Source organism: Nocardioides rotundus (assembly GCF_019931675.1).
GTDB classification, from domain to species: Bacteria; Actinomycetota; Actinomycetes; order Propionibacteriales; family Nocardioidaceae; genus Nocardioides; species Nocardioides rotundus.
This window is the reverse complement of the sequence record NZ_CP082922.1, coordinates 3,025,595-3,047,097: the sequence shown is the minus strand read 5'-3', so window position 1 is coordinate 3,047,097 and position 21,503 is coordinate 3,025,595. Positions and strand designations below refer to the sequence as shown.

The 21,503-nt window shown below is 71.9% G+C and carries 23 protein-coding genes; 18 read left to right on the top strand and 5 right to left on the bottom strand.

Going from position 1 to position 21,503, the window contains the following annotated elements; genetic code table 11:
- The first annotated feature begins 110 nt into the window (after positions 1 to 110).
- From K8W59_RS15035 to K8W59_RS14995, 9 genes are all read left to right on the top strand, one after another.
- Positions 111 to 1,400, top strand: a complete 1,290-nt coding sequence (locus tag K8W59_RS15035; RefSeq protein ID WP_223395307.1) for a CpaF family protein — start codon at positions 111 to 113, stop codon at positions 1,398 to 1,400.
- Positions 1,400 to 2,254 carry a type II secretion system F family protein gene (locus tag K8W59_RS15030; RefSeq protein ID WP_223395298.1) on the top strand — a complete coding sequence of 285 codons (855 nt, stop codon included), beginning with the start codon at positions 1,400 to 1,402 and terminating at the stop codon, positions 2,252 to 2,254. Before K8W59_RS15035 ends, K8W59_RS15030 begins: the two co-directional genes overlap by 1 nt.
- Positions 2,251 to 3,192, top strand: a complete 942-nt coding sequence (locus tag K8W59_RS15025) for a type II secretion system F family protein (RefSeq protein WP_223395289.1) — start codon at positions 2,251 to 2,253, stop codon at positions 3,190 to 3,192. The genes K8W59_RS15030 and K8W59_RS15025 overlap by 4 nt, the downstream gene beginning before the upstream one ends.
- Positions 3,193 to 3,216: 24 nt before the next feature.
- A complete protein-coding gene (locus K8W59_RS15020) occupies positions 3,217 to 3,423 on the top strand; it encodes a hypothetical protein (RefSeq protein ID WP_223395279.1) in 207 nt (68 codons plus the stop codon).
- Complete coding sequence (locus tag K8W59_RS15015; RefSeq protein WP_223395277.1) at positions 3,420 to 3,806, top strand: TadE/TadG family type IV pilus assembly protein; 387 nt, start codon at positions 3,420 to 3,422, stop codon at positions 3,804 to 3,806. Before K8W59_RS15020 ends, K8W59_RS15015 begins: the two co-directional genes overlap by 4 nt.
- On the top strand, positions 3,803 to 4,243 hold the full coding sequence (locus K8W59_RS15010; RefSeq protein ID WP_223395275.1) for a hypothetical protein: 441 nt from the start codon (positions 3,803 to 3,805) through the stop codon (positions 4,241 to 4,243). The genes K8W59_RS15015 and K8W59_RS15010 overlap by 4 nt, the downstream gene beginning before the upstream one ends.
- Before the next feature lie 2 nt (positions 4,244 to 4,245).
- Positions 4,246 to 4,692 (top strand): pilus assembly protein TadG-related protein, encoded by a 447-nt coding sequence (locus K8W59_RS15005; RefSeq protein WP_223399838.1) that lies wholly within the window; start codon positions 4,246 to 4,248, stop codon positions 4,690 to 4,692.
- 303 nt (positions 4,693 to 4,995) lie between these two features.
- Entirely contained in the window at positions 4,996 to 5,439 is a 444-nt protein-coding gene (locus tag K8W59_RS15000; protein WP_223395273.1) for a hypothetical protein, read from the top strand.
- A gap of 4 nt (positions 5,440 to 5,443) precedes the next feature.
- A complete protein-coding gene (locus K8W59_RS14995) occupies positions 5,444 to 6,007 on the top strand; it encodes a zinc-binding metallopeptidase family protein (RefSeq protein ID WP_223395271.1) in 564 nt (187 codons plus the stop codon).
- A 194-nt stretch (positions 6,008 to 6,201) separates the two neighbouring features.
- Here K8W59_RS14995 and K8W59_RS14990 read toward each other — a convergent pair whose 3' ends face one another.
- Both K8W59_RS14990 and K8W59_RS14985 read right to left on the bottom strand, forming a co-directional pair.
- A complete protein-coding gene (locus K8W59_RS14990; protein ID WP_223395269.1) occupies positions 6,202 to 7,224 on the bottom strand; it encodes an ion channel in 1,023 nt (340 codons plus the stop codon).
- Between the two features lie 195 nt (positions 7,225 to 7,419).
- The gene (locus tag K8W59_RS14985) at positions 7,420 to 10,272 is read right to left on the bottom strand and encodes an FAD-binding and (Fe-S)-binding domain-containing protein (RefSeq protein ID WP_223399830.1); all 2,853 of its coding nucleotides are present in this window, start codon (positions 10,270 to 10,272) and stop codon (positions 7,420 to 7,422) included.
- A gap of 7 nt (positions 10,273 to 10,279) precedes the next feature.
- Between K8W59_RS14985 and K8W59_RS14980 the strand changes: the two genes are divergently transcribed.
- Positions 10,280 to 10,984 carry a GntR family transcriptional regulator gene (locus K8W59_RS14980; RefSeq protein ID WP_223395260.1) on the top strand — a complete coding sequence of 235 codons (705 nt, stop codon included), beginning with the start codon at positions 10,280 to 10,282 and terminating at the stop codon, positions 10,982 to 10,984.
- A 12-nt stretch (positions 10,985 to 10,996) separates the two neighbouring features.
- On the opposite strand, the gene K8W59_RS14975 is transcribed toward K8W59_RS14980, so the two are convergent.
- Positions 10,997 to 11,785, bottom strand: coding sequence for an IclR family transcriptional regulator (locus K8W59_RS14975; protein ID WP_223395258.1), 789 nt, complete (start codon positions 11,783 to 11,785; stop codon positions 10,997 to 10,999).
- Between the two features lie 85 nt (positions 11,786 to 11,870).
- Between K8W59_RS14975 and K8W59_RS14970 the strand changes: the two genes are divergently transcribed.
- The 3 genes from K8W59_RS14970 to prfB are packed head-to-tail and all read left to right on the top strand — an operon-like array spanning position 11,871 to position 15,671.
- On the top strand, positions 11,871 to 13,130 hold the full coding sequence (locus tag K8W59_RS14970; protein WP_223395257.1) for a hydroxyacid-oxoacid transhydrogenase: 1,260 nt from the start codon (positions 11,871 to 11,873) through the stop codon (positions 13,128 to 13,130).
- A gap of 14 nt (positions 13,131 to 13,144) precedes the next feature.
- Positions 13,145 to 14,500, top strand: coding sequence for an MFS transporter (locus K8W59_RS14965; protein WP_223395255.1), 1,356 nt, complete (start codon positions 13,145 to 13,147; stop codon positions 14,498 to 14,500).
- Positions 14,501 to 14,549: 49 nt separating this feature from the next.
- Entirely contained in the window at positions 14,550 to 15,671 is a 1,122-nt protein-coding gene (gene prfB, locus K8W59_RS14960; protein ID WP_223395253.1) for a peptide chain release factor 2, read from the top strand.
- A 10-nt stretch (positions 15,672 to 15,681) separates the two neighbouring features.
- Here the strand turns inward: prfB and K8W59_RS14955 are convergent, their stop codons facing one another.
- Positions 15,682 to 16,320: a hypothetical protein gene (locus K8W59_RS14955; protein ID WP_223395251.1), complete on the bottom strand. Its 639-nt coding sequence runs from the start codon at positions 16,318 to 16,320 to the stop codon at positions 15,682 to 15,684.
- A 96-nt stretch (positions 16,321 to 16,416) separates the two neighbouring features.
- Positions 16,417 to 17,025: a hypothetical protein gene (locus tag K8W59_RS14950; RefSeq protein ID WP_223395249.1), complete on the bottom strand. Its 609-nt coding sequence runs from the start codon at positions 17,023 to 17,025 to the stop codon at positions 16,417 to 16,419.
- A 44-nt stretch (positions 17,026 to 17,069) separates the two neighbouring features.
- Here K8W59_RS14950 and ftsE point away from each other — a divergent pair, with 44 nt between their 5' ends.
- The 5 genes from ftsE (at position 17,070) to K8W59_RS14925 (ending at position 21,487) form a co-directional block, all read left to right on the top strand.
- Positions 17,070 to 17,759: a cell division ATP-binding protein FtsE gene (ftsE, locus tag K8W59_RS14945; protein ID WP_223395247.1), complete on the top strand. Its 690-nt coding sequence runs from the start codon at positions 17,070 to 17,072 to the stop codon at positions 17,757 to 17,759.
- A 52-nt stretch (positions 17,760 to 17,811) separates the two neighbouring features.
- Positions 17,812 to 18,720, top strand: coding sequence for a permease-like cell division protein FtsX (ftsX, locus tag K8W59_RS14940; RefSeq protein ID WP_223395245.1), 909 nt, complete (start codon positions 17,812 to 17,814; stop codon positions 18,718 to 18,720).
- A gap of 110 nt (positions 18,721 to 18,830) precedes the next feature.
- Complete coding sequence (locus K8W59_RS14935; protein WP_223395236.1) at positions 18,831 to 20,084, top strand: M23 family metallopeptidase; 1,254 nt, start codon at positions 18,831 to 18,833, stop codon at positions 20,082 to 20,084.
- A 30-nt stretch (positions 20,085 to 20,114) separates the two neighbouring features.
- Positions 20,115 to 20,594 (top strand): SsrA-binding protein SmpB, encoded by a 480-nt coding sequence (gene smpB / locus K8W59_RS14930; protein ID WP_223395234.1) that lies wholly within the window; start codon positions 20,115 to 20,117, stop codon positions 20,592 to 20,594.
- Positions 20,594 to 21,487 (top strand): amidohydrolase family protein, encoded by an 894-nt coding sequence (locus K8W59_RS14925; RefSeq protein ID WP_223395223.1) that lies wholly within the window; start codon positions 20,594 to 20,596, stop codon positions 21,485 to 21,487. Before smpB ends, K8W59_RS14925 begins: the two co-directional genes overlap by 1 nt.
- Positions 21,488 to 21,503 lie beyond the last annotated feature (16 nt).

The following is a 21,503-nucleotide window of genomic DNA, read 5'->3' as shown; positions in this document are numbered from 1 at the left end:
GGTTATCCACAGGCAGTTCCGTCAACCTCTAACGAATCGCGGGTTCCTCGCTTATCGTGAGGCAACCGCACGCCCCAAGGGGTGGGTGAGCGGACTCGGGAGGTGGGGGAATGACGGCGATCCAGGCATCCGGCCGCGACGCGGGCGACGGGCGAGACACGGCTGCGCGAGACGACGTACTCGACCAGCTCGACGCGCGGGTGCGCGAGATCGTCCGCCGCGATGGTGTCGACCCGCAGCGGGATGCCCGGCTGGTGCGGCGGATCGCCGAGGGCGTCGTACGCGAGCAGGACGAGCGCAGCCTGACCGGTGCGGTGGCGCCGATCCACGACCATGAGGCGTACGTCGGGGAGCTGCTCGCGCGGGTCTCCGGGTTCGGCCCGCTGCAGCCCTTCCTCGACGACCCGGAGATCGAGGAGATCTGGATCAACGACCCCACCCGGGTGTTCGTGGCGCGCAACGGCCGGCACGAGCTGACCAACCTGATGCTCAGCCAGGCGCAGGTCACCGAGCTGGTCGAGCGGATGCTGAAGTCCAGCGGCCGCCGGATCGACGTGAGCCAGCCGTTCGTGGACGCGATGCTGCCCGAGGGGCATCGGCTGCACGTGGTGCTGGAGGGCATCTCGCGCGGCTTCTCCGCGGTGAACATCCGCAAGTTCGTGCTCAAGGCCGCCACGCTGGACGACCTGGTCGAGCTGGGGTCGCTGCCCCCGGCCGCGGCCGCGTTCCTGGCGGCCTCGGTGCGCGCCGGACTGAACGTCCTCGTCGCCGGGGGAACTCAGGCGGGCAAGACCACGATGCTCAACTGCCTGGCCGCGGCGATCCCCGGTGGCGACCGGGTGATCAGCGCGGAGGAGGTCTTCGAGCTCCGGTTCCCACATCCGGACTGGGTGCCGATGCAGACCCGGCAGTCCGGCCTGGAGGGGACCGGCGAGATCAAGCTGCGCGACCTGGTCAAGGAGGCGCTGCGAATGCGTCCGAGCCGGGTCATCGTCGGCGAGGTCCGGGCCGAGGAGTGCCTCGACCTGCTGCTCGCCCTCAACGCCGGCCTTCCCGGGATGTGCACCATCCACGCGAACAGCGCCCGCGAGGCACTGGTCAAGATGTGCACGCTGCCGCTGCTGGCCGGGGAGAACATCTCGGCGCGCTTCGTCGTACCGACCGTGGCGAACTCCGTGGACCTCGTCGTGCACCTGGGCATCGATACCACCGGCACCCGCCGGGTCAACGAGATCGTCGCCGTGCCCGGGCGGGTGGAGAGCGACATCATCGAGACCGAGCCGATCTTCGAGCGCGGAGCGGGGGATCAGGTGCAGCGCGCGAGCGGGATGCCGCCGCGGCTCGAGCGCTACGCCCAGGTCGGCATCGACGTGCACCGGATCCTCAACGAGAGCCGCTGATGGGCGCCCTCATCGGACTCGGCGTGGGCCTGGGCCTGCTGCTGATCTTCTCCGCCTTCTTCCTCCCGCGGGAGGAGCGTCCGACTCGCACCCGGGACGGTCGGGTCACCCGGATGCTGGCCGAGGCGGGCCTGGGCAGCGTGACCTCCCGCAGCTTCGTCTTCCTGTGCGGCCTGATCGGCGTCGCGACCGCGGTGCTGATGCAGGCCGTGAGCCGTACGCCGCCGGTCGCGGTCATCTTCGGCCTCATGGCGACCTACCTCCCGGTCGCGCTCGTGCGTGCTCGTGCCCGCAAGCGCCAGCGCGAGTTCGCCGAGGTGTGGCCCGAGGCGGTCGACCACCTCGCCAGTGGCGTCCGCGCCGGCCTCTCCCTGCCCGATGCGCTCGCCGGCCTTGCCATCCGTGGCCCTGAGCCGCTGCGTCCCGCCTTCGACGCGTTCGCGCTCGACTACCAGGTCAGCGGCCGATTCTCCGACAGTCTCGACCGGCTCAAGGAGCGCCTGGCCGACCCGGTCGGGGACCGCGTCGTCGAAGGGCTCCGGGTCGCCCGCGAGGTCGGCGGCGGCGACCTCGGCCGGCTCCTGCGCAACCTGTCCGGCTACCTGCGCGATGAGGCACGCACCCGCTCGGAGATGGAGTCCCGGCAGTCCTGGACCGTCAACGGCGCCCGGCTCGCGGTCGCGGCTCCGTGGCTGGTTCTGCTGATGATGTCGTTCCAGACCACCATCATCCGGCGCTACGCCTCCCCGGGCGGCGTGGTCGTGCTCGTCGTCGGTGCGGTGCTGTGCGTGCTCGCCTACCGGCTGATGATGCGCATCGGCCGGCTGCCCACCGAGAAGCGGATCCTGTCGTGACGCCGGCGCTGTGGGGTGCCGTGCTCGGCGCGGTCGCCGGCCTCGGGCTGGTCCTGGTGGTCGCCCGGGTCGCCACGATCCGACGTACCCAGCTCTCGCTGCGGGTCCTGCCGTTCGTCCGCGACCTGCCCCAGGTGGGGCGTACGCCGGCACTCCGGGTCGCCTCGTCCTCGCCGACGTCCGCGGCGGCCGGGGTCTTCGGGCCGATCCTGCGCTCGGCCGCCGACACGGTCGAGCGGGTGCTGGGCGGCTCGGCGTCGGTGCGCCGTCGTCTCGAGCGTGCCGGCCTGGAGAATTCCGTGCACGACTTCCGCGTCGAGCAGGTCCTGTGGGGGCTGGTGGGCTTCGTGCTGGCCGCGGGATACGGCCTGCTCCGCGCGCTGACCGACCCCGGCTCGGCGGTCACGTCGCTGGTGCTGTGCCTGATCGCGTTCGCGGTCGGCGTGATCGCGCGGGACAACTGGCTGACTAGCCAGGCCACTCGCCGCGAGCGGCAGATCCTCGTCGAGTTCCCCACCCTGGCCGAGCTGCTCGCTCTCGCCGTCGCGGCCGGCGAGGGGCCGGTCGCCGCGCTGGACCGGGTGGTGCAGCGCTCCGGCGGCGAGCTCTCCCGCGACCTCGCCAAGGTGCTCACCGACATCCGGCTCGGCGAGCCCGTGAGCGTCGCCTTCGACCGGCTGTCGGCCTCCTCCGGGCTGCCGCTGGTCAGCAGGTTTGCCCAGGGGGTCGCGGTCGCCGTCGAGCGCGGCACCCCGCTGGCCGACGTACTCCACGCCCAGGCCGCCGACGTGCGCGAGGCCGGGCGCCGCGAGTTGATCGAGTCCGCGGCCCGCAAGGAGGTGTTCATGATGGTCCCGGTGGTGTTCCTCGTCCTTCCGGTGACCGTCCTGTTCGCCTTCTGGCCGGGGCTGATCGGCCTCAGCCTCACCGTCCCCTGATGTCCCGGAAGGAACGAGAGAACCATGCAGACACCACTGGAAGCGCTGGTGCGCCTCACCCTGATGATGAGCGCGCCACGGAGGCGTGACGACCGCGGCGACGTGCCCGGCTGGGTGCTCATCACGGTGATGACCGCCGGCATCGTGACCGTGCTCTGGCAGGTCGCCGGCCCGCAGCTCGTGCAGATGCTGCAGAACGCGCTGAACGGGGTCAAGGGCCCCGGACGGTGACTTCCCGGCCCCGGCGCGAGGACGGCGCCGCCGTCGTGGACTTCGTGCTGGTGATGGTCCTGCTCGTGCCGATCTTCCTCGGCATCCTGCAGGTCGCCCTGGTGCTGCACGTCCGCAACACCCTCGCCTCGGCGGCGTCGGAGGGAGCGAGGTACGGCGCGACCTTCGACCGCAGCCCAGCCGACGGAGCCGCCCGGACCCGCGAGCAGATCGCCGGCGCGGTCTCGGCCCGCTACGCCCGCTCGGTCAGCGGCCGGCAGACCACCCTCAACGGCGCCCCTGCGGTGGTGGTGAACGTGCGGGCCCAGGTCCCCGCGCTCGGCTTCGCCGGGCCGGCCGTCACGCTCAACGTGTCCGGGCATGCCGTGGAGGAGGAGCCGTGAGGCGGCCCCGGCGCGGCGACGGCGGGAGCGCTCTGGTCGAGTTCAGCTGGCTGGGCATCCTGCTGCTGATCCCGCTGGTGTGGATCGTGCTGTCGGTCTTCGAGGTGCAGCGCGGCGCCTTCGGCGTCTCCGGCGCTGCTCGAGCGGCGGCCCGTGCCTACGCCCTGGCGCCCGACGACGGGACCGGCGCGGCTCGCGGTCGCGCGGCCGCCCGGCAGGTCTTCGCCGACCAGGGCCTCACCGATCCGCCCGCGATGCGATTCAGCTGCCCCACCCGGGGCAGCGACGGGACGTGCCACAGCGCGGGTGCGGTGGTGCGGGTCGACGTACGCACCCAGGTGCGGCTCCCGCTGCTCCCCTCGGTGCTCGGCAGCGGCGCCCCGTCCTTCCGGGTCTCCGGCGAGCACACCGTCCCCTACGGCACCTTCCGGGAGTGAGGATGCGGCGACGCGACGAGGCCGGGCAGACGACGATCATGATCGTCGGGTTCGCGGTGGTGCTGATGATGACCATCGTGGTGGTCGTCGACGCCTCCGCGGCCTACCTGCAGCGGCAGGGGCTGGACAACGTCGCCGACGGCGCCGCGCTCGCCGGTGCGGACGCCGGCGCGAACGGCGAGGAGGTGTACGTCGGCGGGTTGGACGAGCGGCTCGACGTCTTCGCCGCCTCGGCCGAGCAGGGGGTGGCCGACTATCTGCGGGGGACCGGCGCGTTCCGGCGCTATCCCGGTCTGACCCACCGGGTCCGGATCGACGCCACGGAGAACGAGGTCGTCGTCGAGGTCGTCGCCCCGCTCGACCTGCCGCTCACCATCCCCGGCGCGCCCACCCGGGCGCGGATCGGCTCGGTCGGGTCCGCCGTGGTGCGCACGGATCGCGAGCCCTGACCGGGTTCGCCCGCGACACATGCAACCCGAGCGGCCTCCGACGACGTACTCCCTGATGAGAGCGTCGGACGTCACGGAGGGCCAGTGAAGCGACACGAGCGGGACGCGCAGTTCACGACGTACGTCGACGCTCGCCGGCCGAGGGCGATGGCGTTGTGGCCGCCGCCGTGGCCGGCTTGATCCCGGTCGCGGGCGCCCTCGCCAAGGGCGGAAAGACCGTCGGCACGGTGGTCAAGGTCGCGAAGACGTCCAGCCTGTACCGGGTCCCGAACGACCTCATCCGCGGTCTTCTGGCACCGCAGCGTGCAGAAGGGCATCCAGGCCAGTGGCGTCAGCGTCCGGTTCGTCGACGATGGCACCAAGCAGGTCATCGTCGGCGCCGGCTGGGCCCGCGAGCTCTACCTCCACGGCGGCAGCCGCTACACCCGCCTCGACGCATACTCGTCTGCCGATGAAATGATCATGTCGTTGAAGTCCGGGCAGTACGGAACCGACGCGGCCGCCAGCAGGCGGCTGATCGCCAGCCTGGACGAACTCGCCACGAAGTACCCGGTCCGTGCGCGAATCGCAGACGTTCCGTCGACACCACGCGACCTCGTTGGCGAGTTGGCCGACGGTACGCAAGTACTCGGGATTCCTGTCCAGGTGGCGCCTTTGCCACCGGAGGTGCTGCGGCACGCTGATGACCTTGGTGTGAGAATCGCTGAAGTAGATGTCCCCGTGCCCACCATCGTGAAGGAGCCCTGACCCGATGCCCTGGATCTTCGGACAGCGGTTCAACCGCGTCACCAAAGGCGTGGTTTACCCGTGTGACCGGGCCGAGGCCGAGGAGCGGAACCGCACCGGCAGCAAGGAGTACGCCGCCGTCCTCAAGGACGACGACGACCGCACCCGCCTCGCGCTCCAAGTGGATACCGCACCCGATGGTGGCCCGGTCGTGTTTGTCTACCAGTTCGACGACCAGCAAAGGATCTGGCTGAAGTACCTCTTCGGGGCGGCTCGTGACCGCGACGGCCTCTTCCTGGAGAGCCTGTCGCACATGGAGTACGCGGGCCCGGACGACAAGGAATCCGTGCGCAGCACGACGGTTCGGATCAAACCCGACGGACGCGCGTACATGGAGGAGCTCGATAAGGAAGCCGACACCTACACCAAGTCGGAGGGCACCAAGGATCCCGCGATGCTCGAAGAGAATTACGAGCCGATGCCCGCGTTCGGCGACTGGGCCTCCGTCACACGCATCGAGCGCAGTCGACCCGTCGACCAGCAGCCCCCCGAATCCGGATCCTGGCTCGTCCTGAAGAACCCCGTCTAGCCGGGAGCCTCCGGGGCTCGGGGAACTAGTGTCACAGCATGACGCGACGTCTGGCTGCCCTATGCCCGCGGCCGGTCGATGGGGCAGTGCCTCCGCACGGTGCTCAACGAGACCTTCGAGCACCACCGGTTCAGCGTCCGCGACCTCGACCTGATCGACGCGCAGCACGCCGGTTAGGTCGCGTCCGCGAGCCCCTACGCCGGCGTGCCCAGCGCGTCCGGTGCGAGTCGCTGAGGGCCGACGTAGTAGAGCGTCGACCCCGCGGCGACCGGGCTCTCCCAGTCGGGGCTGACCCGCAGCCCGTCGTCGTCGCGTACGGCGAGCGCCGTCGATCGGTGCCGCTCACCCAGCTCGCGCAACCACTCGCCGTACGTGCGTGTCGGTCCGTCGGGGATCACGACCGCGTAGGAGTTCTGCCCGCCGGCGGTCATCAGCTCGGCGTAGACCTCCGCGATCCCGGGGTCGGCGAGCTCCTCGGTGACCATCATCAGCGAGTGCCACTGGACGCACTGGACGGTGTCGTCGATGCGCCGCACCGTGCGGCTGCGGGCGAGGTCGCGCAGCGTCACCACCGTGTGCACTCCGCTCGCGACCTGCTCGGCCGCCACGGTCAGCGTCACCGCCTCGTTGTCATCACGGGCGTCGACGAGCACCGCCTCGGCCCGGTCGGGGGCCGCGCGGCGCAGTACGTCGAGATCGGTGAGGTCGCCGCGGACGAACTCCACGTGCTCGTCGCCGGCCATCGGGTGCTCCGCGGCCTGCTCCTCCCACGCGCATAGCACCACCGTGCGTCGCTCGTCGCTGAGCAGCTCGCGGATCAGCCGCTCGGTGCGTCCCGGGGTGTAGCCCAGGATCACGAGGTGCCCGTCCCCCTGGTAGCTTGCGAGTCCCTGCATGCGACGTCCTTTCGCGCTCTCGAGGGTGCTCATCAACCGGCCGAAGAGCGCGGTGATGGCGACGATGCTGCCCACGACGACGTAGGCACCCACCAGGCGGCCGCCGGTGGTCTCGGGGTAGTAGTCGCCGTAGCCCACGGTGGTCGCGGTGACCACGAACCACCACCAGAAGTTCTCCGGGGCGGCGATCTCGCTGCCCGGCTGGGCCAGCGCCATCGCGGCCCACCCGGTCACGAAGACGAAGCCCGCGATCAGCAGCGGCAGCAGCCACGGCGACGACCGGCCGGCTCGTCGGCGCAGGCGTTCGAGCAGCAGGATCATGTCGGCTCCCTTCCGGTCGTCCGACGATAACCGCGCCGGGGCGACGACGTACGCCGCACGGAGTCATGCGTGTCCCGCATACGGCTCCTGCAGCCGTCGGTGCCCGGCCCGCCCGTGCCGAGTCGGCGCTTGTTGACGGTGAGGCGGCGTTAATTGACGCCGACTCGAGGTGAAGTAGCGCCGACTGGGGGTGAATTAGCGCCGACTCGGCTGGAGGGGGTGGTTGCGGGGGGACGCCAGGAGCTGGGCCAGGTGGACGCCGCGGCGGCCGGCGAGGTCGGCGGCCTGGGTACGGCAGGAGAAGCCGTCGGCGAGGAACACCGCGTCCGGGCGGTCGGCCAGGGCCGGGCCCAGATCGTGGCCGAAGACCGCCGTGGAGACCTCGTAGTGCCCCTGCTCCATCCCGAAGTTCCCCGCGAGCCCGCAGCAGCCGCCGACGGGGCGGACCTCGGCACCGGTCGCCGCGAGCAGATCCGCGTCAGGCTGCCAGCCCAGGATCGCGTGCTGGTGGCAGTGCGGTTGCGCGACCACCTCGACGCCGTCCAGCCGCGGTGGCGTCCAGCCCGGCGTGCGCGCGAGCAGGCCGGCGAGCGTGGTCGTCGCGGCGCTCAACCCGGCCGCCCGATCACCGGTGACGAGCTCGGGCAGCTCGTGCCGCAGCACCGCCGTACACGACGGTTCGAGCCCCACCACCGGAACGCCCGCCTCCACCGCGGGGGCCAGGGCACGGGCGGTCGAGGCGAGCGTCGAGCGCGCCGCGTCCAGCTGGCCGGTCGAGATGAGCGTGAGCCCGCAGCAGACGGGGTCCGTGGGCAGGACGGGGGTGTAGCCGGCATCGCGCAGCACCGCCACCGCGGCGTCCCCGACCTCGGGCGCGAACTGCGTGGTGAAGGTGTCCGGCAGCAGCAACACCGGGTGGTCGAGGGATCCGAGGTCGACCGCGTCGAGGGTGGGTACGTCGTCCGGCGCCCACGCCCGAGGCGCCGGCCGCGGCAGCGACCGGCGCGGGTCCACCCCGGCCAGCCGCTTCAGCGGCCCGACCGCGTCGGCCAGCCGCAGCCCCGCAGCGAGCGCGCCAGGGATCCGACGGCCGAGCCGCAGCAGTGACGGCAGCCGCCCCAGCGTGTAGTGGGTGCGCGGCCGCACCCGGCCGCGGTAGCTGCGATAGAGCACCTCGGCCTTCATCGACGCCATGTCGGTGCCGGTGGGGCAGTCCGAGGCGCAGCCCTTGCACGACAGGCACAGGTCCAGCGCCTCGTGCACCTCCGGCGAGCGCCAGCCCTCCTCGACCAGGGTGCCGTTGACCATCTCCTGCAGCAGCCGCGCCCGGCCGCGAGTCGAGTGCAGCTCGTCCCGGGTCGCCTGGAACGACGGGCACATCACCCCGCCCGACGCCGAGGTGTCGGCCCGGCACTTGCCGACGCCGGTGCACCGGTGCACCGCCTGGGCGAAGTCCCCGCCGTCCGCGGCGAAGGCCAGCCCGAGGCTCCGCGAGGGCGGAGTGGGGAAGCGCAGGTCGGCGTTCAGCGCGTTCGGCTCCACCAGCACCCCCGGGTTGAGCCGGACGTCGGGGTCGCAGATCCGCTTCACCTCGCCGAACATCCGGATCACCTCGGGGGAGAACATCCGCGGCAGCAGCTCGCTGCGCGCTCTCCCATCGCCGTGCTCGCCCGACAGAGAGCCGCCGTGCGCCACGACGAGGTCGGCCGCGGCCGCCATGAAGTCCGCCAGCACCTGTGGCCCGTCGGCTCGCTGCAGCGGCAGGTCCAGCCGGACGTGGACGCACCCCTCGCCGAAGTGGCCGTACGGCGACGTGGTCAGCCCGTAGGAGTCGGTCAGCTCGTCGAACTCGCGCAGGTAGGCCCCCAGCCCCTCCGGCGGCACGGCGGCGTCCTCCCACCCGGCGTAGGCCGGCAGCCCCGCCGGCGACCGGCCCGCCAGCCCGGCGCCGTCGGCGCGAACGCCCCACAGGGCGGCCATCGCCGCGGCGTCGGTGACCACGGTCGCCTCCAGGCAGTCGATCTCCGCGGCCAGACGGTCGGCCCGCTTGCGCAGGGCCCCGGCGTCGTCGTCGGCGAGCTCGACGAACAGCCAGGCCTCGCCACGGGGGAGCGGGGGCACCACGTCGCCGCGCTGGGCCCGCAGGATGTTCACCAGGCGGCGGTCCATCCCCTCGCAGGCGACCGGGTCGAAGCCGAGCACCGCGGGCGTGGCGTCGGCCGCGCCGACGATGTCGGGGAAGCCGAGCGCCACCAGGACCCGGTGCGCCGGTGGCCGGACCAGCCGCACCGTCGCCTCGGACAGCACGGCCAGCGTGCCCTCCGACCCGACGAGGAAGGATGCAACGTCGCGACCGTGCTCGGGCAGCAGCCGCTCCATCGCGTAGCCGGACACCTGCCGCGCGAACCGGCCGAACCGGGTCCTGATCAGCGCGAGCTCGCCGGCCGCGAGCTCCACCAGCGCGCGCTCCTCGGCCGTCGCCGGCCCACCGTCGGCCGCCCGCGCGGCGGTGTCGAAGGGCGTCCCCGTGCCGAAGACGCCGCGCAGCGCCAGCACGTTGTCGCTGGTCCGGCCGTATCCCAGACTGCGGGAGCCGCAGGCGTTGTTGCCGATCATCCCGCCGATCGTGCAGCGCGAGGAGGTGGACGGGTCCGGGCCGAAGCGGAGGCCGTACGGCGCCGCCGCGGACTGCAGGTCCGCCTGCACCACGCCCGGCTGCACCACCGCGGTCCCGGCCTCGGGATCCACCGAGAGCACCCGGTTGAGGTGCCGCGAGGTGTCCACGACCAGTCCGCTGCCGACCGCGTTGCCGGCGATCGAGGTCCCCGCGCCGCGCATGGTCAGCGGCACCCCGCGCTCGGCCGCGAGCGCGGCACAGGCGTGCAGCTCCTCGGTGGAGGCGGGGAAGGCGACCGCGTCCGGGACCACGCGATAGAGCGAGGCGTCGGTGGAGTACGCCGCCCGCACCGCCGTGGCGTCGGTGACGTCGCGCACCCCGATGGCGATGAGGTCAGCAGTCAGGCCAGAGCTCTTGGTCACATGTAACATGCTACTCATGGCCGCCCGTCGTCCGTCACTCGCCGACCAGGTCAGCGCCCAGGTCCGGGCCTGGGTGCTCGACGGGACCCTGGAGCCGGGGCGCCTCTACTCCGTCCAGCAGCTCGCCGACCGGCTCGAGGTCTCCCGCAGCCCGGCGCGCGAGGCGCTGCTGGGCCTGGCCGAGTCGGGGCTGGTGGAGTTCCAGCGGAACCGGGGGTTCCGGATCCGCCGGCCCGACGTACGCGACCTCGCGGAGATCTTCGCCCTCCGGCTCGCCCTGGAGCCCGCGGCGGCGCGCCGGGCCACCGCGACCGCGACGCCCGACCTGGTCGCCGAGCTGCGCAGGCTGCTGGACGAGATGACCGAGCGAGCCGAGGCGGGCGACGAGCGCTCGTTCGCCGAGCTCGACAGCGAGCTCCACGGTGCGCTGCTCGCCGCGAGCGGCAACCGGCGCGTGCTCACGCTGATGGCCGAGCTCCGCTCGCTGCTGCGCACCCGCGGTCCCTCCACCGCGGGCGTGTCCCGCAGCCTGGCGGACATCCTGGCCGAGCACCGCCCGATCGTCGAGGCGGTCGCGGCCGGCCAGCCCAGGCGCGCCGAGGCGGCCATGCGGCAGCACCTGGTCTCCACCGGCCGGATGCTGGTCGCGCAGACCGCCGCCGACGGGGAAGCCGACGAGGCGTGGGCGGTCTGGGACGAGCTGGTCGACGAGGACTCCTGAGACGGTCCGCGCTCAGTCGTGCAGGAAGGTCGGGTCGGGTACGACGCCCGCCACCTGGTCGGCGATCCGGGCCACCAGCGGCCCCAGCTGGTCGATCCGCTCCCGGCTCAGCCGCACCCCCGGGGCCTGGACGACCACGGCAGCATGCGCGCGCCCCTGCGCGTCGCGGACCGGCGCGCCCACGCAGCGCACCCCCTCGACGTTCTCCTCGATGTCGATCGCCCAGCCCCGCTCCGCGGTCTCGTCCAGCTGCTGCCGGAGCTGGCTGAGCGTCGCCAGCGTCCCCGGCGCGACCGGCGGAAGGCTCTCCGGCAGGGAGGCGAGGTAGTCGTCCCGGTCGGGGTCGAAGGCGAGCATCGCCTTGCCCGACGCGGTGCTGTACAGCGGGAAGCGGGCTCCCACCCGCTGCTCGAAGCGCAGCGGCAGCTGGGACTGCACCCGCAGCATGACCACGGACTCCGCGCCGTCGCGGGTCGCGAGGTTCACCGACTCGCCGGTGGTCGCGCCCAGCTCGTCCAGGAACGGGCGCACCTGGTCCAGCCCGAGCGTGCGTCGCGCGGCCGCGCCCAGCACCACGGCCCCCGCGCCCAGGTGATAGCCGTCGGTGACCGGGTTGCGGCGGACCAGCCCGCCGGCGGTCAGCGCGCGGGCGATGCGGGCGGCCGTGCCGGCGTTGAGGTCGCAGCGGGCCGCGATCTGGGTGATCGTCAGCTCGCCGGCGTCGGCCAGGGTCCGCAGCACGAGGAGGGCCCGCTGGATCGACTGCGTGCCGTCGGGGGAGGGAGGTCGGGCGGTGCTCACAGACCAAGGTTAGGTGACGGAAGGGTTGTGACGGCCACCACAAATCCATATTGTGACGGTCATCGTCACAATATGGAGGTTGCAGATGCTCAACGAGACGGTGTTCACCTGGGGCGCCCCGCCGCTGAAGTTCGGCCCCGGTGCCCTGGACGAGATCGGCCTGGAGGTCGGGGCCCGCGGTGCCCGCTCGGCGCTGATCCTGACCGACCCCGGCGTGGCCGAGACCGGCGTGCCGCAGCGCGCCCTCGACGCGCTGAAGGAGGCCGGCGTGGACGCCGAGATCTTCGCCGCCGTGGGCGTCGAGCCGACCGACGAGTCGATCATGGAGGCGGTCGAGTTCGCCCGGCGCCGCGACTGGGACGCCTACGTCGCCATCGGCGGCGGGTCGGCGATGGACACCGCCAAGGCGGTCAACCTGCTCACCACCCACGACGGCGACCTGCTCGAGTTCGTCACGCCCCCGATCGGCGAGGGCCGCGTCCCCACCGAGCCGCTCAAGCCGCTGATCGCCGTACCGACCACCGCCGGCACCGGATCGGAGTCCACCACGATCTGCGTCGTCGACATGCTCACCCTGCACCTCAAGGCCGGCATCTCCCACCCGGCCCTGCGCCCCACCCTCGCGCTGGTCGACCCCACGACGATGATCACCATGCCGCCGGAGGTCACCGCCGCCAGCGGGATGGACGTGCTCTCGCACGCGCTGGAGAGCTACACCTCGGTCCGGTACGACGCCAAGCCGGCGCCGGAGGACCCGATGCGGCGGCCCGCGTTCTGCGGGGCCAACCCGATCAGCGACGTGTGGTGCGAGATGGCGCTGCGGCTCACCGGAGCCAACCTGCGCCGCGCGGTGATGAACGGCCGGGACATGGAGGCGCGCACCCAGATGGCGCTCGCCTCGACCTACGCCGGCACCGGCTTCGGCAACGCCGGCACCCACATGCCGCACGCCAACGCCTACCCGATCGCCGGGGCCGTGCAGGACTACCAGTCCTCCGGCTACCCCGAGATGGTGATGGTCCCGCACGGGCAGGCCGTCTCGGTGACCGCGCCGCAGGTCTTCCGCTGGACCTATCCCGGGGACCCGGACCGGCACCTGCGCGCGGCCGAGCTGCTGTCCGGGCGGACCTTCGACACCCGCGACGGCGCCGACGCGCTGGCCGAGACCCTGCGCGACCTGATGGCCGACATCGGCATCCCCGCCAGCCTGCGGCACTTCGGCTACACCCCCGACGACGTCGACACCCTGGTCAGCGGAGCGATGAAGCAGTCGCGCCAGCTGGCCGTGACGCCCCGCCCGGTGACCCCCACCGCGCTCGCCTCCATCTTCACCGCATCCTTCTGAAGGAGGGGCCAGCGATGACCCAGAACCCGGCGGTCGACCGCGACGACCAGGGCACCGACCTGCACGACCCCAAGGAGCTCCGCAAGGTGCTCTCCTCCACCCTCGTCGGCACGACGGTGGAGTGGTACGACTTCTTCCTCTACGGCGTCGCCGCGGGGATCATCTTCAACAAGCAGTTCTTCCCCTCCGAGGACCCGGTCGTCGGGACCCTGCTGTCCTTCCTCACCTTCGCCCTCGGCTTCGTCGCCCGGCCCATCGGCGGGCTGATCTTCGGCCACGTCGGCGACCGGATCGGCCGGAAGAAGACCCTGGTGATGACCATGATCATCATGGGGGTCGCCACCTTCCTGATGGGCTGCCTGCCGACGTACGACCAGATCGGCACCCTCGCCCCGATCCTGCTCGTGGTGCTGCGACTGCTGCAGGGCATCGCGATCGGCGGCGAGTGGGGCGGTGCGGTGCTGATGTCGGTGGAGTACGCCCCGGCCGGCAAGCGCTCGCTGTTCGGCTCGGTGCCGCAGATGGGCCTCGCCGTCGGCCTCACCCTCGGCACCGGCGTCTTCGCCCTGCTCGGGGCCGTGATGAGCGACGCCGCATTCAACTCCTGGGGCTGGCGGATCACCTTCTGGCTGAGCATCGTCCTGGTCGTCGTCGGCCTCGTCATCCGGCTGCGCGTCTTCGAGACCCCGGCCTTCCGCGCCCTCACCCAGGCCGAGGAGCGGTCCTCGCTGCCGGCCAAGGAGATGGTCAGCGACCCCGTCACCCGACGGAACCTGCTGCTGGGCATGGGCGCCCGCTGGGTCGAGGGCGTCGCCTTCAACACCTGGGCGGTCTTCTCCATCGCCTACGCCTCGGACACCCTGGGGATGGAGCGGACGCCGATCCTGCTCGGGGTGATGGCCGCGGCCGTCTTCCTGCTGGTACTCATCCCGGTCGCCGGCGCGCTGGGCGACCGCTACACCCCGCGCCTGGTCTACGCCGCCGGCTGCGTCTTCGCCGTCGTGGCCGCCCTCATCGCCTTCCCGATGCTCGGCACCGAGAGCCAGGTCCTCGCGATCATCGGCATCGTCCTGGCGCTGGGCGTGCTCTACCCGTTCATGTACGGGCCGGAGGCGGCGTTCTTCGCCGGGCTCTTCCCGGTCAGCAACCGCTACACCGGCATCTCGACGGTCTATCAGTTCTCCGGGATCTTCGCCTCCGGGCTCACCCCGCTGGTGCTGACCTGGCTGCTGGACCAGGCCGGAGGCGGGTTGCAGTACATCCTCGGCTACTTCGTCCTCACCGGCGCGGTCTCGCTGGCCTGCACGCTGGCGATCCGCAAGCGCGACCAGTTCGAGGAGGACGAGGTGCGCACCGAGGTGAGGGTGTGAGAACGCGCCGACTCGGTGCGGAACCGGGGCGGCGGTAGCCTTGCCTCTCGTGGCAGGCCCCGACTACGACACCGAGATCAAGCAGCTCCGCGCGACGCTGCGCACCATCGAGCAGGTGCTCGACGTGGACGCGATGAACGCCGAGATCGGCGCGCTGCAGGAGCAGGTCGCCGCGCCCGACCTGTGGGACGACCAGGAGAACGCCACCCGCGTCACCGGCCGCCTCTCCCTGCTGCAGGGCGAGCTGGACCGCTTCACCAGCATCCGGGGCCGGGTCGACGACCTCGAGGTCATGGTCGAGCTCGGCCGGGAGGAGGGCGACGCCGACACCCTCGCCGAGGCCGAGCGCGAGCTCGGCAAGGTCAAGAAGGCCGTCGAGAGCCTGGAGATCCGCACCCTGCTGTCGGGGGAGTACGACGCCCGCGAGGCCCTGGTCACCATCCGCTCCGGCGCCGGCGGCGTCGATGCCGCCGACTTCGCCGAGATGCTGATGCGGATGTACACCCGCTGGGCCGAGCACCACAAGTACTCCGTGGAGGTCTTCGACACCTCCTACGCCGAGGAGGCGGGCCTGAAGTCGGCCACCTTCGCCGTGCACGCGCCCTACGCCTACGGCACCCTCTCGGTCGAGGCCGGCACCCACCGGCTGGTGCGGATCAGCCCGTTCGACAACCAGGGCCGCCGGCAGACGTCGTTCGCCGCGGTCGAGGTGGTGCCGGTGCTGGAGCAGACCGACGAGATCGAGGTCGACGAGAACGACATCAAGGTCGACGTCTACCGCTCCAGCGGTCCCGGCGGGCAGAGCGTGAACACCACCGACTCCGCCGTACGCCTCACCCACATCCCCACCGGCACGGTGGTCTCCTGTCAGAACGAGAAGTCGCAGCTGCAGAACAAGGCCGCGGCGATGATCGTCCTCAAGGCGAAGCTGCTCGCGCTGAAGAAGGCCGAGGAGGAGGCGCAGCTCAAGGAGCTCAAGGGCGACGTCGCCGCCTCCTGGGGCGACCAGATGCGCAACTACGTCCTCAACCCCTACCAGATCGTGAAGGACCTGCGGACCGGCTACGAGAGCGGCAACCCGCAGGCCGTCTTCGGCGGGGAGATCGACGACTTCCTCGAGGCCGGCATCCGCTGGCGCCGGGGCGCGGAGAAGGCCGGCGCGGAGGCCTGAGGTCCGGGGCTCACAGCCCCGAGCACTGGCCCTCCTTGTCGCCGGAGACCCGGTTGCCGCCGCCGCGCGGCGCCGGCTGGTTGCCCTCGCACTGCAGGTTGCCCTCGATGGTGTTGCCGTTGAAGGTCTGCGCCCCGCGGTTGTTCTCCGCCTGCAGGTCGCCGTCGATCCGGGTGCCCGCCACGGTGCCGCGGCGGCCGTCCTCGAGCTGGACGTTGCCGTCGACGCGGGAGGAGCGCACGACGACCTCGCGGTGACCCTCGCCCTGGATGTCGCCCTCCACGCGGATGTTCTTCGCCCGCAGCACGCCGCCGGACCCGACCTCGATGTTGCCCTCGACCCGGGTGCCGGCGAGCTCGCAGACCTGCCCGGAGCGGACCTGGAGGTCGCCGCTCACGACCTGGTCGCCCTGGGCGGCCGCGCACTTCCGCGCCTGGTCGTCCCCGTCGCGGTCGTCCCGGTCGTCCCGGTCGTCGCGGTCGTCGTCGGTGGCCGAGCCGCTGGAGGTCGGGGTGCTCGTGGCCTCCTCGGTGACCGTCACCGTCTCCGAGGGCTCCGCGGACGACCCGGAGGAGTCCGAGCCCGTCCCGCACCCGGTCAGGAGCAGGGCGGCCAGGGCGGCGGTGGCGGTCAGCGTGCGGGTCCTCATCGTGGTTCTCCTCAGGCGGTCTGGTGCGTGACGGGACCAGCCTGGGCGTCCCGGATGAGCCCGAGATGAGAGAGATGAGACCAGGATGAGAACGGCTCAGACCGCCGCCGCGCTGGCCACGTCGGCGCACCACACGCTGGCGCGGCGGGTCAGCTCGTCGAGGTCGGTGTCCGCCGGCGCGCGCAGCGAGCAGGAGAGCCAGGCGTCGCCGAAGAGCCCCCGCCAGGAGACCGAGACCGCCTGCTTGTTGCGGCAGACCACCTTGACCGACGGGTCGCCGTACTCCGCGCCCGGGACCTCCCGGCACTGCTCGGTCACCGCCGAGCGGGCCAACCGGCGCGCCTGCTCGGGCGTCACCGGGGGAGTGAAGAGCCAGGCCCGCGCCACGGTCTCGCCGGAGGTGTAGGAGCAGGACCACTCGTGGGCGACATCACGCACGCCCGGAGCGAGTACGGCGGTGTCGCCGGGCTCGTAGGCCTCCTCGTCCTCGACCTCGCCGCCCACGGCGCGCCCGGGTGCGGCATCCGCGAGCCGGTCGCAGAAGGCGCCCCGCGCGACGACGAGCTCGTCGGTGGGCAGCCGGTCGAGCCCCGTGGGGCTCGCGGGGGCCGAGGAGGACGGCTCGGACGACCCGCCGCCGTCCGCGGTGCAGCCGGAGGCGACCAGGCACACGATCGTCGTGGCGAGGATCAGGCGCGCGCGCATGGGGGAACCCTAGGCGTTGCACCCCCTCGACTACCCTCGGGCCGGTGATTCGCTTCGAGAAGGTCTCCAAGACCTACGCCGGACAGGGCCATCCAGCCCTCGACAACGTGACCGCGGAGATCGAGAAGGGCGAGTTCGTCTTCCTCGTCGGCGCCTCCGGGTCCGGGAAGTCGACCTTCCTGCGCCTGGTGCTCCGGGAGTACCGCGCCTCCTCGGGGCGGGTGTACGTCGCCGGCAAGGAGATCAGCCGGCTCGCGTCGTGGAAGGTGCCGCGGCTGCGCCGCCAGATCGGCACCGTCTTCCAGGACTTCCGCCTCCTCCCCACCAAGACCGTCGCCGAGAACGTCGCGTTCGCGCTGCAGGTGATCGGCCGGCCGCGCAACGAGATCGGCGGGCTGGTCAGCGAGACCCTGGAGATGGTCGGCCTGGAGGGCAAGGAGGACCGGATGCCCGACGAGCTCTCCGGCGGAGAGCAGCAGCGGGTCGCGATCGCCCGCGCGTTCGTCAACCGGCCGATGATCCTGATCGCCGACGAGCCGACCGGCAACCTCGACCCGACGACCTCGGTGGGCATCATGAAGCTCCTGGACCGGATCAACCGGACCGGCACCACCGTGCTGATGGCCACCCACGACGCCGGCATCGTCGACCAGATGCGCAAGCGGGTCATCGAGCTGGACAACGGCCGGGTCGTGCGCGACCAGGCGCAGGGCGTGTACGGCGCCCAACAGTGACGCCGTACTCCTGACCCGACCCCGGACGACTGCGAAGGAAACCCAACAAGCAATGCAGCTGCGATACGTCTTCTCCGAGCTGGGCCACGGCCTGCGCCGGAACCTCTCCATGCACCTCGCGGTGATCCTCACCCTCTTCGTCTCCCTCACCCTGGTGGGGCTGGGCGTGCTGATGAACAAGCAGGCCGACAAGGCCGCCGACTTCTGGGGCAGCCAGATCGAGATCCCGGTCAACCTCTGTCGCGAGCGCGACTCCAGCCCCAACTGCACCGGCGAGGTCACCGCGGCGCAGAAGGAGCGGATCATCCAGGTCATCGAGGAGAACCCCGAGGCCGACGGCTATGAGGTCGAGACCAAGCGGGAGGCATTCGAGAAGGCCAAGGAGCTGATCGGCGAGGAGAAGTTCGAGGGCGACTACCCGCCGCTGCGGGTGGAGTCGATGCCCGAGACGATCCGGGTCCAGCTCAAGGACCCCGAGAAGTTCGAGGGCATCACCAGCGCCGTGACCGGCCTCGACGGCGTCGCCGGCATCAACGACCAGCGCGACCGGCTCAAGCCGATCTTCGACTCGATCAACTACATGCAGCTCACCTCGCTCATCACCGCGGGCTTCCTGGTCATCGCCGCCCTGCTCCTGGTGGGCAACACGGTGCGCCTGGCCGCGATGGCACGTCGCCGCGAGATCGGGATCATGCGCCTGGTCGGTGCGTCGAGCCTCTACATCGCCCTGCCGTTCCTGCTCGAGGCGCTGTTCACCGCGCTCGTAGGCGTGGGGCTCGCGACGGTCGCGCTCGCCGCCTTCACCCACTGGGGCGTCAACGAGGGCCTGGCCAACCTGCAGTTCATGCCCTGGGTCGGGTGGCCGGAGTGGGGTCTCGCGACGGCGATCATCGCCGTGCTCGGCCCGCTGCTGACGCTGATCCCGACACTCGTGCTCACGCGCAAATACCTCAAAGTCTGAGAGCGGTCGGTTAGCGTCGAGGGGTTCTCTTCCCCGAACACCCCCGAGGCTGACCGGTGCGAACCTTCCCCCGTGCCCCACGCCGCCGACCGGCGTCGGCGCGTGCACGCATGACCGCGACCCTGTCCCTGGCGGCGCTGGCGATCGGCTCCCTCGCCGTCCCGCAGGCCTTCGCGGACGACGACCTCAAGGAGCGCAAGCAGCGCGTCGAGAAGAGCATCGACCGGGCGCAGGACGAGCTGGAGCACTCCAGCAGCCGGGCCAACCGCGCCGCGCAGCGGCTGTCGAAGTCGCGCGAGCAGCTGGACGCCGCCCGAGCCGAGCTCGCTGCCGTCCGGGTCGACCTGACCGCCGCGCAGGCCCGCGACGCCGCCGCCCAGGACGCCCTGGACGCCGCGGTCGCCAAGCTCCAGCGCACCCGGGCCGAGGTCGCCGACGGGAAGTCGGAGATGGAGGACCAGCGCCGCGAGGTCGAGGACATGGTCGTCTCGATGTACCGCTCCGGCGACCCCGACCTGATCACCTTCGAGGCGCTGCTCAACGCCGAGACGCCCGGCGAGCTGGCCAGTGAGCAGACCGTGCGCGAGGCGCTGGTGGACGATCAGGAGGCGACGTACGACGCGCTGCGGGCATCCCAGGTGCTGCTGCAGGTGCGGGAGCAGCAGGTCGAGGAGGCCCGGGACGCGGTGCGGCAGCGCCGTGAGGAGGCCGCGCAGAACCTCGCCCGCACCGAGTCCCTGGAGCAGCAGGCCGTCACCGCCCGCGACGCCGTCTCCGACCTGGTGAGCGCCGACCGCCAGGCCCGTGCCCAGGCCGACCGGGTCCGGGCGGCCGACGCCGCCGAGCTGCGCCGGCTCGAGGCCAAGGAGCGCAAGGTGCGCGAGCAGATCCGGCAGCGGGCGCTCGCCGCGCTCCGCCGGGCGCGTGCGGCCAAGAGCTCCGCCGCCCAGCGCAGCGACTCCTCGGGGTTCTTCACCATGCCGGCCGACGGCTACATCTCCTCGCCCTACGGCTACCGCAAGCACCCGATCTACGGCTACTGGGGCCTGCACAACGGCACCGACTTCAGCAACGGCGGCCAGTGCGGCGGGCCGCTCTACGCCGCGGCCGACGGCACCGTGATGAAGCGGGAGTACACCTCGGTCTACGGCAACCGGCTCTACCTCGACTACGGGGTGGTCCGCGGCCGCGGCCTGGTCTCGATCTACAACCACGCCCAGCGCTACATCGTCGACGAGGGCGACCGGGTGAAGAAGGGGCAGGTCATCGGGTACGTCGGCACGACCGGCTGGTCGACCGGGTGCCACCTGCACTTCACGCTCCTGGAGAACGGCAGCTACGCCGACGCGATGAAGTGGTTCTGAGATTTTCCGCCCGGCTGGGATGATGGGCGGATGCCGAAGCAGCAGGGCCAGAAGATGATCGCGCAGAACAAGAAGGCGCGGCACGACTACCACATCGAGGACACCTGGGAGGCCGGGCTCGTCCTCATGGGCACCGAGGTGAAGTCGCTGCGGGAGGGCCGCGCGTCCCTCGTCGACGGGTTCGTCGACGTCGAGCGCGGCGAGGCGTGGCTGCACAGCGTGCACATCCCTGAGTACGCCCAGGGCACCTGGACCAACCACTCCGCGCGCCGCCGTCGCAAGCTGCTGCTCAACCGCGCCGAGATCGACAAGATCGAGCGCCAGGTCAGCGAGAGGGGCCTGACCATCGTGCCGCTCGCGCTGTACTTCAAGGACGGCCGCGCCAAGGTGGAGATCGCCCTCGCTCGAGGCAAGAAACAGTACGACAAGCGGCAGACGCTGCGGGAGAAGCAGGCCAACCGGGAGAAGGTCGACGCCGTGCAGCGTCGGCTCAAGGGGTACCGAGACTGATGCCCGTGGCCTCCGCGCCGGAGTTCGCCCGCGGGCTCGGGCTGGCCGGCCTGTTCGACCTGCACACCCACTTCATGCCGCCCAACGTGACGGCCAAGGTGCGCGCCCAGTTCGACTCCGCCGGCCCGCTCATCGGGCGCCCGTGGCCGTTGGTCTACATCAACGAGCGCGGCCGGCGCACCGACGAGCAGCTCGTCGAGACGCTGCGCGGGCTGGGCGTGCGCCGCTTCACCGCGCTGTCCTACGCCCACCGGCCGGGCATGGCCGAGTGGCTCAACGACTGGGCCGCCGGCTTCGCCGCCGAGGTCCCCGAGGTCCTGCACTGCGCCACCCTCTACCCCGAGGACGGGGCGGGGGAGTACGTCGCGTCCCGGGTCGCCGACGGCGCCCGGGTGTTCAAGGTGCACGTGCAGGTCGGGAACTTCGACGTCCGCGACCCGCTGCTCGACGACGCCTGGGGCGTGCTGGCCGAGGCCTCGACCCCGGTCGTGCTGCACGCGGGCAGCGGCCCCGTCCCCGCGACGTACACCGGACCCGCCCCGGTCGCCGACCTGCTCGCGCGGCATCCCCGGCTGCGCCTCGTGATCGCGCACGCCGGCGCCCCGGAGTACTGCGAGTTCCTCAAGCTGGCCGAGCGACACGACCTGGTCGGGCTGGACACGACGATGGCGTTCACCGACTTCTTCTCCGAGATGGGCGGGGCCTATCCCGCCGACCTGCTGCCGCGGCTGCGCGACCTCGGGCTGGCCGGCAAGGTGTTCCTCGGGTCGGACTTCCCGAACATCCCCTATCCCTACGAGCACCAGCTCGAGGCGCTGGCCCGGCTGGAGCTCGGCGACGCATGGCTGCGCGCGGTCTGCTGGGAGAGCGCGGCGAGGGTCCTGGGGGAGTGAGCGCGTTGCATGAGGA

Excerpts from the sequence above, each read along its gene's own strand:
- K8W59_RS15035 (WP_223395307.1), top strand. The coding sequence starts at position 111 with ATGACGGCGATCCAGGCATCCGGCCGCGACGCGGGCGACGGGCGAGAC.
- K8W59_RS15030 (WP_223395298.1), top strand. The coding sequence starts at position 1,400 with ATGGGCGCCCTCATCGGACTCGGCGTGGGCCTGGGCCTGCTGCTGATC.
- K8W59_RS15020 (WP_223395279.1), top strand. The coding sequence starts at position 3,217 with ATGCAGACACCACTGGAAGCGCTGGTGCGCCTCACCCTGATGATGAGC.
- K8W59_RS15005 (WP_223399838.1), top strand. The coding sequence starts at position 4,246 with ATGCGGCGACGCGACGAGGCCGGGCAGACGACGATCATGATCGTCGGG.
- K8W59_RS14995 (WP_223395271.1), top strand. The coding sequence starts at position 5,444 with ATGCCCTGGATCTTCGGACAGCGGTTCAACCGCGTCACCAAAGGCGTG.
- K8W59_RS14990 (WP_223395269.1), bottom strand. The coding sequence starts at position 7,224 with ATGATCCTGCTGCTCGAACGCCTGCGCCGACGAGCCGGCCGGTCGTCG.
- K8W59_RS14985 (WP_223399830.1), bottom strand. The coding sequence starts at position 10,272 with ATGTTACATGTGACCAAGAGCTCTGGCCTGACTGCTGACCTCATCGCC.
- K8W59_RS14980 (WP_223395260.1), top strand. The coding sequence starts at position 10,280 with ATGGCCGCCCGTCGTCCGTCACTCGCCGACCAGGTCAGCGCCCAGGTC.
- K8W59_RS14970 (WP_223395257.1), top strand. The coding sequence starts at position 11,871 with ATGCTCAACGAGACGGTGTTCACCTGGGGCGCCCCGCCGCTGAAGTTC.
- K8W59_RS14965 (WP_223395255.1), top strand. The coding sequence starts at position 13,145 with ATGACCCAGAACCCGGCGGTCGACCGCGACGACCAGGGCACCGACCTG.
- K8W59_RS14955 (WP_223395251.1), bottom strand. The coding sequence starts at position 16,320 with ATGAGGACCCGCACGCTGACCGCCACCGCCGCCCTGGCCGCCCTGCTC.
- K8W59_RS14950 (WP_223395249.1), bottom strand. The coding sequence starts at position 17,025 with ATGCGCGCGCGCCTGATCCTCGCCACGACGATCGTGTGCCTGGTCGCC.
- ftsX (WP_223395245.1), top strand. The coding sequence starts at position 17,812 with ATGCAGCTGCGATACGTCTTCTCCGAGCTGGGCCACGGCCTGCGCCGG.
- K8W59_RS14935 (WP_223395236.1), top strand. The coding sequence starts at position 18,831 with ATGACCGCGACCCTGTCCCTGGCGGCGCTGGCGATCGGCTCCCTCGCC.
- smpB (WP_223395234.1), top strand. The coding sequence starts at position 20,115 with ATGCCGAAGCAGCAGGGCCAGAAGATGATCGCGCAGAACAAGAAGGCG.
- K8W59_RS14925 (WP_223395223.1), top strand. The coding sequence starts at position 20,594 with ATGCCCGTGGCCTCCGCGCCGGAGTTCGCCCGCGGGCTCGGGCTGGCC.